The following is a 13,812-nucleotide window of genomic DNA, read 5'->3' as shown; positions in this document are numbered from 1 at the left end:
GGATATGATGCCTTAAGGATAATTAAATAAAAGATGTAGTGGCCGTACGGTTACCAAAGTGATGAGCTTTAACAATATTATTCGTGGGTATATAGGCTCTAATCAACAGCAACAAAGTATTCAGCAGGCGTTGTTACTATCAGAGTTAAAAGAGCGTTTAGGTCAAGCGAGAGGAAAGTTAAACGGTGTATTAGCAAGCGGGAAAATAGAACCACAAGCCAAACAGGAACTCACGTATTACATTGAAGAAATAAATGAGTTGGGTCAAATAATCCAATTTATGTTTACTCCAGAGCAAAAAGCAGTGCTTAACCCAAAGTTACAACATGCTAATTTTGACCAGATAGACTCTGTATTTGCCTATATATTGAATCACCCCATTGGTATGTTAGATAAGCCGCCTTTGAATGCTAATGCTTGGTTTGCGTTGGCGACAAGCAAGATCCAAGCGGTTAACCAAGTACTAAATACCAAATGGGACAACAATATAAATTTGGCACAAACTCAATCAAGTAATTCTATTACTTGGGCGGCAACGTTAATGATTTTAATCATATGCGCACTCATAATTTTACTGCTGTTGAATTCGGTCACCGCCTCCATTATCTCGAAGCACTTGCAGTCGATTACCCATGATCTAGGCTACTTGAACAAGGGGGATTTTAGCCGAGGTATACAGATCGAAGGCTCGAATGAGTTTACACGTATTCAAATGGCATTGTGTGAGACATTTCAAAAAATCCGTAGTGCCATGCTAGTGGTGCAGTCCAATGCTCTCGATACTGCAGATGTTTCTCAACATGTGGAGACGGCTAGTAGCGAAGTGTATGAAAAATCCATTGCCAGTAAAAATGCCACGGAAATTATTCAACAAGAAGTAGCTGATATTAATGATGCGACAGCAATGTTGATGAAAAATGCTGAGGATGCACAAACCGTGAGTATCAACTTGACGGACAAAATCATCAAAACAACACACTCAACTAATGATGTATTAGATACACTGGATAAGGTTGGGGTGAGTATTGACCAAGTAATCTTGCATGCGGATACCACCAAAGAAAAGGTGGATAAGATAAATACTATCGTAGAGCAAATTGCCTCTATTACTGAGCAAACAAATCTACTTGCGTTAAATGCAGCGATTGAAGCCGCTCGGGCCGGTGAAGATGGTAGAGGATTTGCTGTTGTAGCAGGTGAGGTAAGAGCGTTAGCGACGTCTTCTAAATCTGCTAGTGATGACATTATTCACCTGTTAGCCGAGTTAGTAAACTCCTCCGATGATGTTGTTTCACAGACGCAGTTGGCTAAATCCACCATTGGTGCTAGTGAAGATAAGATTGCGCTGTGTCGTGAGGAAATTGCCTCACTCTCCGAAGAAGTATCAACCCTTTCACGATCGGCTGAAAATTTTGCCTCTGCGACCACGCAAGCTATGCAATCTAGTGTACAAATTACCCAACGCAGCACAGAAGTACAGCATGCTGCAAATGACCAATTCATGGTGAGTAATGAGCTTCAGGCCGCCCAAACACAACTTAAGGATAGTTCCAATCAGTTAAAGCAAACAGTTGAGAAATTTAAGTTGAACGCTTCATAAAACCTCCTAATAGTTAAATTACATCTATCCCACACGTTATTTTAACGTGTGGGGTTGATAGGTTGTAATACGGTACTTATTGAAGCATATATTTATACCAATTCTCCTTTAACCCCAGTAAAAACAAAGACGTGATAACATAACAAATTCACATATATTTCATCTAAACTTAAAAAAGTGTCAGATGAATACCCATAGTTTGTCACATAAAACTAATAGATTGTCCTGGTTCATTTAGATTGAACACACTTTCACACTAGGACAAAAACTTATGAAAAAAACACTCACAGTATTTGGCAGTGCAATGTTTGCTATGGTGAGTGCCCATGCCCAAACTGCATTACCTGAATATCAAACTCAAAATGCATGGTTTACCGATGCGCAAATCCAGTTAGAACGCAAATTAGCCATCAAAAACACGTTTAAAGCAAAAAACGTCATCTTGTTTGTAGGCGATGGGATGGGTATTTCTACTCTAACCTCAGCATGAATCCACCAAGGACAGTTGCTTGAACAGCCAGGAGAGGAAGGTGATCACACCGATCCATTTCTGACACAAATGGTCAATCTTGGGTTTATCGAAGGCGGCGCGAGTGGTTTTTATAATGCCCAAGGTGAAGCTTTGCAAGGTGAACATGGGCATCATCATGAAAAGCATCACGGCCATGCCCATTAATGTAAAAAACTCGCTTTAGTCAGTGTGGGATTAGTGTTTTTTTTGAATCTGGAACACTCAATGTGGTTGACATACTTTACCCTCTAAAGACATACCTGATATCTATCAAAGGCCATTGGATGCAAGTCCTTTGGCTTTTTTCCTTTTTTGGCAACGCGACGAACAGCAACCAGCATAGAGTTTAATCGCTTGCCAAAACATTGAGATCCAACCGATAGCTTGTTTTTTCTTCGCAGGAACTTACATTCATTGTGATACCGAACTTATCACACAAGCAGGAGACGATACTCAGGCCTACGCCAAAGCCTTTTGGTGTATCATATTTTTGTAACCTTCCATTAAAGACTACGCACCTGGATCTTTGTGTATTATAGAGATTATAACGATTTTTCGGCGAACTCCGCGAGGCGACTTCTTACAACACCATCGAGCATCATCGTCGAGGAACCAGAAAAGTTTTTAAACTTTTCGACTAAATAGGTTAATCCCGACGTCACGGCAGACAGGTAGTTACTGTCGATTTGCGCAAGGTTCCCACCGACGATGAGTTTGGTGCCTTCACCGCAACGCGTGATGATTGTTTTGAGCTGTGAGGCGGTGAGATTCTGCGATTCATCCAAAATAACAATGGCATTTTGGATACTGCGACCGCGCATAAAATTAACCGACTTGAACTGAATATTGGCTTTTTCCATGATGTAGGACAACGAACCTGACGTGTTGACGTCCTGTCCGTGCAGTACTTCTAAGGAGTCAGTGATTGCCGATAGCCACGGTGCCATTTTTTCTTCCTCGGTACCGGGTAAAAAACCAATCGATTCGGCAATTTCTGGCGTTGAACGGGTCACGATAATTTTGTCGTACATGTTCTTTTCGACCACCATTTCTAAGGCGGCAGCCAATGCTAATAAGGTTTTACCACTCCCTGCTGGCCCAGTCAAAATACACAAATCAATGTGCGGGTCGAGTAGCGCATGTAGTGCCATGGCTTGGCCAATATTTTTGGGATGCACCCCCCATGCTTGACGAGCCATGAGGCGCTCCACCCCCAAATCGACGATTTCTGCATGGGTATCGTCGATGAGCTCGACCACACCGGCAAACTCCTTGGCTTCGTCAATGATAAAGGCATTAATATACAGCTCAGGCAACTGCGTCAACGCAATGCGATGCACGGTATCGCGCCCTTCAGTCTGGCTATCAACATCAGTCACACCATCCCAAAACCGCCCAGGCACTTTAATGAACCCTTTGGACAAATATTTGATATCGTCAATCAGCTGATCGGTGCGGTAATCCTCAACATACTGCATACCTGCGCCCTTTGCTTTGAGGCGCATGTTGATGTCTTTAGTCACTAATATCACAGCCTGGTCAGGAAAACTGCGCTGCAGGTCAAGCGCCACATTGATAATGCGATTATCGTTTTCGTTGCTGGTAAATACTTGTTTGTTGGGCTCCATCAGCAAATCAGTGTAAATGCGTAACCGACCTGATGGCCCGTGTTCCTTAGAACCAAGACCAGCAAGCATGACGCCCACCGCCATTTGTTCGGGGGAAGCATCGGCCAGCACGTTTTCTAGTGCGCGAATTGAGACCCGCGCATCTCTGGCAACGTCTTTTTTGCTGTCTTTAATGTGGTCAAGTTCTTCCAAGACGGTCATCGGGATGACAACGTCGTGCTCTTGGAAGGATAAAAAGGCGAGCGGTTCGTGTAATAATATATTGGTATCTAAAACGTAAATTTTACTTTGTGCTTGTGTCATCCATTACTCCTAAACTCGCAATCAACTGATAGGATAAAGCGCTAAGGTGACAGTTTTATTGCAAAAAATGTCGCCACAACATTAAACCTAATCCAGATTAGAGCAAAATGCACGAAAATTTTATAGTTTTATGCGCGGCGTCTCGCCTTGTAAGGACGGGATTTTAAACATCACTCAATATCAGATATTATTCGCTAAAGTTCAAAATTATTAAGCTGCTTCGGTTAAATCAATATTCAATACTTTCATTACTTTCACCACAGTGTCCCAGCGAGGGCTTACTTTTCCATTAAACGAGCGGTATAAGCTTTCTCTATTCACGCCAATTTGCTCTGCAATGTTAGCAACACCGTGCTTCTTCATTAGATGATTGAGAGCGTTGATAAACACTTTAGGATCATCGTCATTAAAGCACTCAATCAGAAACTCATGGATCTCTTCTTGAGTTTCCATGTAATCAAATGGGTTAAATACTCTTGTTTTCATGATTTTCTCCACGATTTAATCACAATCGAGTTGTTGATTTATTGCATGAGCTAATTTTATGTCGGCTTTTTGCGAGTCTTTGTGGCCACCATGTAAAAGAATAATCAATTTGCCATCACGAATTGTAAAATAAACTCTGTACCCTTTACCGACAAATATTATCATCTCGCTGATTCCTGAACCTACAGATTTAATGTCTCCGAGGTTTCCACATTCGGCACGTAACAAGCGAATGGATATGGCATTCACTGCTTTTTTATCTTTTAACTTAGATAGCCATTTGTCAAAATGCTCAGTCGTGATGATTTCATATTTCATATTTCATAAGTACATTGTAGCTTAAAAGCTACAACTTTCAATTGTAAATTTCACGGTCAGTACTAGATAGCTGAAGGTAAGATAATCATTGATCTGTAGCCGGATAATGGTGCAGATCCGGCACATATTTGGCACACATTTTCAAAATAACGCAGGCGATACTCTCGAAATCGGTCGATTCTCGAACTGGGTAAAAACGTAAGTAATTGATTATAACGGATGGTGGACGCTGGTGTGGCACGCTTGTAGAAGTTGAGCCAGTGACCCTCTAAGCAATCATATGGAGACTCTGAAATCATTAAGACTTTCAGAATGCATCCTGATATCAATAAGATAATGTTAGATGGTGTAGCGGAAACTTGAATTAAAATAGCTTTTAGTCAAGCGAATAATACTGTAAATAATTTATACGGTAGGAGTCGAAGTGATGTTATACCATTTAAGGAAATTTGCAGATCAACGCTAAGAGAGCGCCTTTTTGAGACCTATTATTAAGTTTGTTTTATAAGGATGCAGGTGTTAAGAAATCCCTTCGTCAATCATTTGTTGATGCATCAAATTTATTTGCTCAATGGCTTCTACACCAAGACTCATGTAGGACTCGTTAATTTCGCTCTTTTTCGTATAACGATGTGAAATGTCTAACGTATAAGATTTCATTGCCCAGCTAAAGAAATTTGGGTAGAAAGTAGCTACATCGAGGTCACGCCATTTGACACCTCGTACACCTTGATTCCATGGAAATGCACCCGAATATAGCCAAACGCCTTTTTCGTCAAAAAAAAGCTCATAACTGGGTATTTCAATGACTTTATAAATTGCGTACAGGAAGGGAATAAACGAGAGCCAAAAAGTAAATATTAAGCCCACAATAAGCCCCATTACAACCGCTATACATGGTTCAGCATAAGCGACCCACGTTTTCCTAGATAATACTTTTCTATTATTGTTTTTTTGCTTAATAAAGCTGTCCATCACCTTCCACCATGTCTACAAATAAGCTGAAAACACTAAAGTTAGTAAAGATTTCATTTTCTTCAAGTTTTAGCTATGTAATAAATAAACCTTGCAATATTTTCAGTTGAGCAAGTTTGGATTTTAGTTACATTTTCGAAGAATATTCTATGTGTAGGCTTTTTGTATGGAAATGTAATTTGGGGAGAAGGTCAGAATGTTCCCATATCCTTAGAAATGCATTCTGAAGGAGGTAAGCCGACAGAAGCAATTATCTTAGGAGAATTTATCAAGCAATATGATATTACTGTGGAGATTCTAGGAAATTGCATAAGTGCTTGTAGCATGGTGCTTTTATCTAGTAATAATCGTTATGTACACCCAAAAGCATGGGTTGGTTTTCACGCATCCTATAATAAAGATAAAAATCAGAACGTCCACTATGAATCAAACTCCCTAAAATTTCATGATAGTAATCTTGAAAAACTACTTAAAAATGTCGGAGCAAATGAGGCATTTATACTACAAGCACTAGTAAAGGACGCATGGGGTGGGTTTTTTCCAAGTTTCGAAGAGTTGAAGCAAGCAGGAATAGCCAATAGAAATACAAGGCTGCACAAACAAACACTTACAATACCGAGTTACCTTGCAGATTAGAGGGTAATTAATAAGGCTCTCATAAGCTAACTAAAACGGTAAATCGTACAAAAAATCGAGCCTCACACTCTGCGCAATTTCTTTCTTAGCTTCTTCGGTTTCGTTCAAATACCGAATGTTCGAATTTAGATCGGAATGCCCGAGCATCTCGGCGATAATTAAGGTGTCTCTGCCTTCTTTGGCATTATGCGTGATAAATCCTCTACGAAAATCGTGCGCTGATGTTTTGTTTTTTTAGGCCATTTAGCTCTGAGAATAGTCTATTTATTTATGCTACTAGAAATGGGGGGATTACAACATGAGGTTGCAATAACATATCGGTGATAAATTTATCTAGCGTCAACTATCTTGGCCGGTTCCGCGTCAATTATTCTGGCCGGTTGATATTGATTTACTTTATTTCTTCTATGGCAGCTTTTCGTCGATAGCTTACGCCTTCACAGTTTATTATGGTTGCATGATGTACCAGTCTATCAATAGCAGCTACTGTCATACTGGTGTCATCAAACAGTTCATCCCATTGTTCGAACGGTTTATTGGATGTGATGATCATGCTGTGACGTTCATAGTGATGTTCATAATAAAACCACAAAGGCTGTAGTTACCACGAAAACGAGACATTCCAGATGCTTCATTTAACAATGGTTGTGTGTTGATAGAAGATGATTGTGTGTGTAGGCTCCGAAGTTTCATAATCTTTAACCTTCTTTATGATTTGCAATGAGGGTTTCTAGGGCACTGCCATCTTGTCGGGTTAAATTTGGTACGTAGCGAGAATAGACAGTAAAAAGCATTTGAGTATTGGCATGGCCTAGTTGTTTAGCTATCCACTCTGGGGCTTCACCTGCAGCTAACCATAATGTCGCAGCAGTATGACGAGACTGATAGGGCTTACGGCTTGATAGACCAAGTCTTTTCAGCAACGGATGCCAAACGCGTTTGGTCACATTTCGATGGGCTAGCGCTTCGCCTTTCAGATTACAAAAGACATACTCAGACTTTTTACTAGTTCCGCGGTATTGTTTTAGTAATGCTTCAAATACCATTTTATTCATCTGGATATCACGAATCGAAGATGAGGTTTTCGCATCTTCCTCTTGCTTACCATCCACAATAGTCTCGCGTACTAAAATGAGTTTGCGCTCAAAATCAACATACTTCCATTTCAATCCATCAATTTCACCAGTTCGCATTCCAGTAAAAAAACGAGTGGTGTAGTAACTGTGATAGTCCTGTCGAACTTCTTTTAAAATGAGAAACACTTCATCTAAGTGGAAAGGATGGATATCCGATTTGTTATTTTTTAACTGCTTGATGTTTAAAAACGGGGTAGGGAACTCAAAGCGAATAGATGCTTCATTAATTATAGCCCGAAGTATCGACATAATTTTGAAAAACTTTGTGTTTATTTTGATTGCGAGCTGCATCAACTTGTTGAGTATGTAAAGAACAACTGAGCAAAGAGTAAAGTCCCCCTCATCTCATTCCCATTTAGATTGAATTTAAGCTGACATATAAATCAAGCTGTAGGCCTTGCTATTTAGGCTCTGCATAATAAAACATGCGCGTTTTCGTCACTTATTCGTCACCGATTCGACACACCTGAAGAAAATAACGCAGGCGATACTCGCAAAATCGGTCGATCTTCGAACTGGCTAAAAACGTAAGTGATTGAATTTAAAGGATGGTGGACGCTACTGGGCTTGAACCAGTGACCCTCGCCTTGTAAGGACGCGATTTTATAAATAATTAGAGGTTACATTAAGTGTGTTTATGTAATTAATTTTCACCTAATATCATCTAAATGACTGTTAAAATAGAATTTTATAATAAGTAAAACTCACCATATAGATTTCATTTCGATTTCTTGTTTTGTGTGATTTTAGGTGAATTTGCATTATATAGGATGTGTACTAGCCTTGTAGGTATCGATACTACAAGCAATGGACGCATCCTGCAACGTGCAATTAGTCAACTCCCTTTCGACTTATAGTATGACATTATCAGCGAATCGATGCATGCCGATGCGATCTTAGATCGATTAGTGCACAGTGCGATCAAAGTAAAGTTACGTGGTGAATCGATGCGAAAAAATAAAAATATATTGACTGATGGAGATCAGGCAAAGTAAATTGCAAGAGGGTCTACTGAAAGAAAAATAACGCGATCTCCATGATGTGATTGAGCGATCTTCTTCATGTTAATATGTAGCTTCCAGTTCTTTGGATGTGAACACTACATCGATTCCACCATGAACGTCTTGGTGTTTCATTTCTATAATAGGTTTTGACAAATCATTAACATCATATTCAATTTCGAGTGTCTGATTTGACAGCCAAGTTACTTTCAATTCTACCCCGCAACGAGATATAAAAACTGACTCAAAATGATTTCTGTATGCTGGTGTTTTCTGAGAATCAGAATTTTTCGATACGCGAATAGCCCTACTGCAACCACCAATTGAGCCGCCTACCAAGTATAAATACTCAGTAGCGATATGCTCATGTGATGGCGACACTGCTAAATTTATAATCTCAATTTTCGCATTTTCAGAGCTACACCCTGCAAACAAAAAAGGGAAAAAATAGCAAACTATCACGAGTTTAACCATATTACCCATCTCTAATTCCCCATAATTTCTGAATAATTCCTGCTAAATCAACTACAAATCTGTAACAGTGACTTTACCTGGCGGAATCTCGCAGTTTCCAATACATCTTGACGCGCCTATGAAACTGCCAATACTTAACCAGCCACCTCCAACGCCTCTGCCACCATTATTAATACCGGATTGATCATCACCAATTGATTCAACATCTTCGCTTTCATAACATGAATCAGGATTATCGGTCTGATCATCGTCAGAATCAAAAGGCCCATCGTAATAATCCAATCCTCCGCCAACAAGTGGAACATCAGAAGGGTTATCATTGAAGTGAGGAGGGTTAGCTAACGCCTCAATAGTATTCTGGACAAAGTCTTGAAAATCAATGTTTGGGTCTGTTTTGTAGTCGGTATATTGCTGAACCACACCGGCTGCTGCTCTCACCTCAGAATCAGAATAACCCATAGCGCTTGCCCCGGCTCCGTAAAACCAATTACCCGCGTTTTCTTTGGCTAATGAATAATCACCGTGACTTTTGAAATCATATTGTTTGCCGGGTCCAAAGTTATCAACCATGAACAATACCTTTACTGCGGCACTTGTTTCTGGGTACGCAAAATCTATAAGGGCCGAAATTTGTTCTAACTTACGGAGCTCCAAATTCAAGTTAAGACCTTCAGGCAGAGGAGGTGGCGTAGTAGTTGCAGAGCAGCTTGAAGTTGGGGCATCCGAATATGTATTAGCAGAAAAAAGTAGAAAAGATAAACACCAAGAAAATATCATCAAAACACCGCTTGATTTATTTGATATCATTGCACATCCTCACGCCATTTTCATAAAAACAATCGCCGCCAGGTGGAGGTGATGGTGGAGGACTTGAATTAGAAATGTCAACCATTTTCACACTAACGAGAAAAACACTATCGTGTTCGATATATGATACTGAAACATTTTTGTTTGTATAGAGCTTGCTACTAGGATGGATAGTAAATCCCACATTTCTATTTAGAGTGTTAATCTTGAAAGCACTCAAGTTGTTAGCGTTTGAATTATAATCGCTTATGTGAGTCATACTATTATTTTGATGCAGCTCTTTCAACTCAATTCTATAATCAAAATTACTATCCGTAATGAAATGTATATCTGAGACATTTGGTAAATCACCCAACAATATACAGTTAGCGAAACCATTACTGTGCCTAAGCTCAAATACTAATTCTTGGTTTTTCTTCATGCTCACGCAATCTATTTGGTTACCGTACGACGGAGACCCAAACAATGTCAAAACAAGTAGAAATGATTTAAATTTCATATTTTACAATTGGCCTTTGTTTATATTAATAAAAGTGTAACGCACTTTATTTTTGCATGCAATGTGAGCTGTGCGCGTACATACCTAAGAGATTAATTAGTACAGCAGAGTCAGGGTAGCAATACTTATCGTGCGTTACACCATATTTATCTCGCATATTGATGCTTCAATTCATCAATGCTTTTATTTTGAGAAGATTGTTTAAGAGAGAGGCCCTCATAACTTAAATTAACTGCAAAGTTACTGGGCTTTGGTCTGAATTTTTTATTGTTTTTTTCTGTTTATTTGAAAGTGAAGCAGTCATACAACCCCTTTAAATCCTTTATCATTTTAGCGTACTACGAAGCGGAATTCCATCAAAGTCTTCGCCACCGACTCGACACACCTGAAAAAAATAATCCACGCGATACCTGCAACATCTCGGCTTGTAAGGATGAGAATTAAGACCTTATTTTCTATCAGATGTTATTTGCAAAACTCAAACACAATTAAGCGGCTTCAGTTAAATCAATATTTAATACTTTCATTACTTTCACCACTGTGTCCCAGCGAGGGCTGACTTTTCCATTAAAAGAGCGGTATAAGCTTTCTCTATTGACGCCAATTTCCTCTGCAATGTTAGCAACACCGTGCTTCTTCATTAGATGATTCAGAGCGTTTATGAATACCTTAGGATCATCATCGTTAAAGCACTCAACTAGAAAATCGTGAATTTCCTCTTGGGTATCCATGTAATCAAATGGGTTAAATACTTTTGTTTTCATCATTTTCTCCATGATTTACTCATAATTGAGTTGTTGATTTATTGTATGAGCAAATTTTATGTCGGCTTTTTGCGAATCTTTGTGGCCACCATGTAAAAGGATAATCAATTTACCATCACGAATTGTAAAATAGATTCTGTACCCTTTACCGACAAAAATTCTCATCTCGCTAATTCCTGAACCTACTGATTTGACGTCACCGAGGTTTCCACTTTCGGCACGCAACAAGCGGACAGCTATGGCATTAAAGGCCTTTTTATCTTTTAACTTAGATAGCCATTTATCAAAATGCTCAGTCGTAATGATTTCATATTTCATGCTTATATTGTAGCTTAAAAGCTACATGTTTCAACGTGAAATTTCACGAACAGGGCTAGATCGCTGAAGGCATTGTTATCATTGGCCTATAGCAGGGTAGTGGTGCAGATCCGGCACAGATTTGGCACACATTCGGCACACTTTTACAAAATAACGCAGGCGATACTCGCAAAATCGGCCGATTTTCGAACTGGGTAAAAACGTAAGTGATTGATTTTAAAAGGATGGTGGACGCTACTGGGCTTGAACCAGTGACCCTCGCCTTGTAAGGACGCGAATTTATAAATAATCTTATATTGTCTTAAGTGTATTTATATAATTTTTTTTCACCTAATATCATCTAACTTACTGTAAAAATACAGTTTTATATAAATAGATTCACCATTTGTTTTTCGCTTCTATTTTTGTGCTGTATGGATTTTAGGTGAATTTGCATTATATGCGGTGTGTACTAATCTTGTGTTTAGATACTACTAGCAAAGGATGCATCCTGCAACGTGCAATCAGTTAATCATTATCATGTCTTGTATAACTTACTTGAGCATAAGAGCTTCAAGCCTGAGACATACCTTAACTCACCAAATTTGCTTGCTACGTTTGTTCGTGGTTTAGAGTGCACGATCACGCACTTAGAAAATCAGTCCAATTTATCTCCCCTAGCAACCTGTATCAAGCAGCTCAAATCCATCAAAGTTTTGTTCGATAGCGTTTCGATCCTAACCCACATGAAAGATACTCAATTAAATAAGTTGGATTCTTTTGTACTAAAGGTTTGCACTTATTCAGAGACCAAAGAGCGAACATCTTCAGTTCACCTAGTCCAATTCGTGATTCTGATATACGCCTTTATCTTCTTTCAGCAAGACAAAACTAATAGAAAAGTAGATATCTCCAAAATCATTAAGCAGTTTCATAAATTTTTGAATGATGATGACAACGATGTTGAAGATATCTTCAAGGTTGATGGGTTAGAGATAACTATTCATGACCTCGTGGATTTGCCGAAGAATACTGTAAATAGCTTCACATCATTTTTTACCGCCTTTCTTAGTGGGAAGTATGTTGAACACGTAGACCGATTGTTAAAGCCTGTCATTATTGATGAGGATACATCGGATTATCTGAAAGAATTGCTTAGTATTGCACCTATGGGTTCGAGCGAATGTTCAGACGCCTCCAAAGAAGTGGATGATAGTTCAGAACGCAACTTTGATAAAGGCCACGAAGAAGCAAAACGAAACCGAAAACCAATTAACTTAAAAGAGTATTCAAAATCCAAGAGTGATGTGCTGTTAATGCCGCATCTGTCATACGGATTATTTGACTACGAGCTTAAAAATATCGAATCAAAACTCCTTGAGGATATTGAGCAGAAAATAGCGGTTTCAATCATTTGTTATTTGGCGCTTGTACTGTCTAAAAAAGAAAAAGAGATCGGCCAACTCGTTGTCTCATCCATTGATGACAACGATACTGATTTATTAGTGACCCAAAGTGCTGTCTATTGGCGTCGATACGATGTAATCATGCCTGACCGCGCAGATATAGTTCGGGAGCATCAAGAGGACATTTTCAATAGCTACAATGGGTGTGTCAAATTGCGGCTTTCAGATAGCTTACACCCTATTCTGAAATCGAGTCAGAGTGCAACGTTATCATCGTTAGTTTCTTATACTAAAAGCGAGCTTGATGCTTATAGCAAAAAGCTAAAAAGAGCTTGTAATCTCAATCGAAACCTCACTATCAAAGCGCTTCGATATGCCTACTTTTCTAGGCTGGCATACTCCACTGAGCCGGCTTTTTCTTCCCTTGTGTTTGCAAATACGACTTTTGCTAAACCAACCACATTATATTACCTGTCCGTTTCACATAGTGACGTAAGGGATGCATATTATACTGTGACAGGAAGGCTTACACATCCTGAAAACCATGACGATACAAATTCATTTGCTGGAGTATCCAAAAGTATTCGTGCATCATGGGTAAAGAAGATCTTTTTTGATTTATTCAATACACTTCAATCATTTACAGCTTATCAAGATGCCTCGACACAGTCTTTACTTTTACACCACAATCAATTTATCGCTTATATACTATTAGCCGTCCATTTAGTGGCTGCATTAAGACCTTCTAAGTATGTGGTCGTAGATCAGATTACGTTAGATTTAGAAGCTGGGTTGCTCTATGTGTCAGATAAAAATGTTCATGCAGTGCATGTGTCACGGTTGATACCCATACCAGAACAGTTAATCCAACAAATCAAATTGTTTCATCGTCATCTTCGCTGGATGGCAAAGATGCTTGCGAATTCCCACCATGATATCGTCCCAATTTTTTATGGCGCTTTCAAATGAGC

Annotated in this window: 17 protein-coding genes and 2 pseudogenes; 6 read left to right on the top strand and 13 right to left on the bottom strand. The window is 39.2% G+C overall.

All coding sequences use genetic code 11. The annotated features are described in order from the left end of the window. Window positions 1–61: 61 nt before the first annotated feature. The 3 genes from NLF92_RS11590 (at window position 62) to NLF92_RS11580 (ending at window position 2,276) form a co-directional block, all read left to right on the top strand. Window positions 62–1,600 carry a methyl-accepting chemotaxis protein gene (locus NLF92_RS11590; protein ID WP_254102107.1) on the top strand — a complete coding sequence of 513 codons (1,539 nt, stop codon included), beginning with the start codon at window positions 62–64 and terminating at the stop codon, window positions 1,598–1,600. Window positions 1,601–1,871: 271 nt separating this feature from the next. After that, entirely contained in the window at window positions 1,872–2,090 is a 219-nt protein-coding gene (locus NLF92_RS11585) for a hypothetical protein (RefSeq protein WP_432420226.1), read from the top strand. A gap of 15 nt (window positions 2,091–2,105) precedes the next feature. Next, complete coding sequence (locus NLF92_RS11580; RefSeq protein ID WP_254102111.1) at window positions 2,106–2,276, top strand: hypothetical protein; 171 nt, start codon at window positions 2,106–2,108, stop codon at window positions 2,274–2,276. Window positions 2,277–2,653: 377 nt separating this feature from the next. On the opposite strand, the gene NLF92_RS11575 is transcribed toward NLF92_RS11580, so the two are convergent. The 4 genes from NLF92_RS11575 to NLF92_RS11560 form a co-directional block, all read right to left on the bottom strand. Continuing rightward, entirely contained in the window at window positions 2,654–4,042 is a 1,389-nt protein-coding gene (locus NLF92_RS11575) for a PhoH family protein (protein ID WP_254102105.1), read from the bottom strand. 210 nt (window positions 4,043–4,252) lie between these two features. Beyond that, entirely contained in the window at window positions 4,253–4,528 is a 276-nt protein-coding gene (locus tag NLF92_RS11570; protein ID WP_254102103.1) for an addiction module antidote protein, read from the bottom strand. Window positions 4,529–4,543: 15 nt separating this feature from the next. Then, a complete protein-coding gene (locus NLF92_RS11565) occupies window positions 4,544–4,846 on the bottom strand; it encodes a type II toxin-antitoxin system RelE/ParE family toxin (protein WP_254102101.1) in 303 nt (100 codons plus the stop codon). Between the two features lie 519 nt (window positions 4,847–5,365). After that, on the bottom strand, window positions 5,366–5,821 hold the full coding sequence (locus NLF92_RS11560) for a hypothetical protein (RefSeq protein ID WP_254102099.1): 456 nt from the start codon (window positions 5,819–5,821) through the stop codon (window positions 5,366–5,368). Between the two features lie 162 nt (window positions 5,822–5,983). Between NLF92_RS11560 and NLF92_RS11555 the strand changes: the two genes are divergently transcribed. After that, window positions 5,984–6,457, top strand: coding sequence for a hypothetical protein (locus tag NLF92_RS11555; RefSeq protein WP_254102097.1), 474 nt, complete (start codon window positions 5,984–5,986; stop codon window positions 6,455–6,457). Between the two features lie 30 nt (window positions 6,458–6,487). Here NLF92_RS11555 and NLF92_RS14320 read toward each other — a convergent pair. The 4 genes and pseudogenes from NLF92_RS14320 to NLF92_RS11540 form a co-directional block, all read right to left on the bottom strand. Beyond that, window positions 6,488–6,673, bottom strand: a pseudogene (locus tag NLF92_RS14320) (hypothetical protein); the annotation flags it as partial. 175 nt (window positions 6,674–6,848) lie between these two features. Beyond that, on the bottom strand, window positions 6,849–7,010 hold the full coding sequence (locus tag NLF92_RS11550) for an ATP-binding protein (RefSeq protein ID WP_284700425.1): 162 nt from the start codon (window positions 7,008–7,010) through the stop codon (window positions 6,849–6,851). Continuing rightward, the gene (locus NLF92_RS11545) at window positions 7,007–7,150 is read right to left on the bottom strand and encodes a hypothetical protein (protein ID WP_254102109.1); all 144 of its coding nucleotides are present in this window, start codon (window positions 7,148–7,150) and stop codon (window positions 7,007–7,009) included. The genes NLF92_RS11550 and NLF92_RS11545 overlap by 4 nt, the downstream gene beginning before the upstream one ends. A 5-nt stretch (window positions 7,151–7,155) precedes the next feature. Further along, window positions 7,156–7,845: pseudogene (locus NLF92_RS11540) on the bottom strand (site-specific integrase); the annotation flags it as partial. A gap of 626 nt (window positions 7,846–8,471) precedes the next feature. On the opposite strand from NLF92_RS11540, the gene NLF92_RS11535 reads away from it, so the two are divergent. Continuing rightward, entirely contained in the window at window positions 8,472–8,588 is a 117-nt protein-coding gene (locus NLF92_RS11535; RefSeq protein WP_284700424.1) for an ATP-binding protein, read from the top strand. Between the two features lie 69 nt (window positions 8,589–8,657). Here NLF92_RS11535 and NLF92_RS11530 read toward each other — a convergent pair whose 3' ends face one another. The 5 genes from NLF92_RS11530 to NLF92_RS11510 all read right to left on the bottom strand — a co-directional run bounded on the left by NLF92_RS11530 (window position 8,658) and on the right by NLF92_RS11510 (window position 11,456). Then, a complete protein-coding gene (locus tag NLF92_RS11530; RefSeq protein ID WP_254102093.1) occupies window positions 8,658–9,077 on the bottom strand; it encodes a hypothetical protein in 420 nt (139 codons plus the stop codon). Window positions 9,078–9,119: 42 nt separating this feature from the next. Beyond that, complete coding sequence (locus tag NLF92_RS11525; protein ID WP_254102091.1) at window positions 9,120–9,728, bottom strand: polymorphic toxin type 44 domain-containing protein; 609 nt, start codon at window positions 9,726–9,728, stop codon at window positions 9,120–9,122. A gap of 133 nt (window positions 9,729–9,861) precedes the next feature. After that, complete coding sequence (locus tag NLF92_RS11520) at window positions 9,862–10,296, bottom strand: hypothetical protein (RefSeq protein ID WP_254102089.1); 435 nt, start codon at window positions 10,294–10,296, stop codon at window positions 9,862–9,864. A 566-nt stretch (window positions 10,297–10,862) separates the two neighbouring features. Further along, complete coding sequence (locus NLF92_RS11515; protein WP_254102087.1) at window positions 10,863–11,138, bottom strand: addiction module antidote protein; 276 nt, start codon at window positions 11,136–11,138, stop codon at window positions 10,863–10,865. Window positions 11,139–11,153: 15 nt separating this feature from the next. Further along, the gene (locus NLF92_RS11510) at window positions 11,154–11,456 is read right to left on the bottom strand and encodes a type II toxin-antitoxin system RelE/ParE family toxin (RefSeq protein ID WP_254102085.1); all 303 of its coding nucleotides are present in this window, start codon (window positions 11,454–11,456) and stop codon (window positions 11,154–11,156) included. A gap of 497 nt (window positions 11,457–11,953) precedes the next feature. Between NLF92_RS11510 and NLF92_RS11505 the strand changes: the two genes are divergently transcribed. Next, window positions 11,954–13,810 carry a hypothetical protein gene (locus tag NLF92_RS11505; protein ID WP_254102083.1) on the top strand — a complete coding sequence of 619 codons (1,857 nt, stop codon included), beginning with the start codon at window positions 11,954–11,956 and terminating at the stop codon, window positions 13,808–13,810. Window positions 13,811–13,812 lie beyond the last annotated feature (2 nt).

Origin of the sequence: Opacimonas viscosa (assembly GCF_024199005.1) — a bacterium.
GTDB classification, from domain to species: domain Bacteria; phylum Pseudomonadota; class Gammaproteobacteria; order Enterobacterales; family Alteromonadaceae; genus Opacimonas; species Opacimonas viscosa.
The sequence above is the reverse complement of the archived record's forward strand: the minus strand, read 5'-3'. Positions and strand labels throughout refer to the sequence as shown.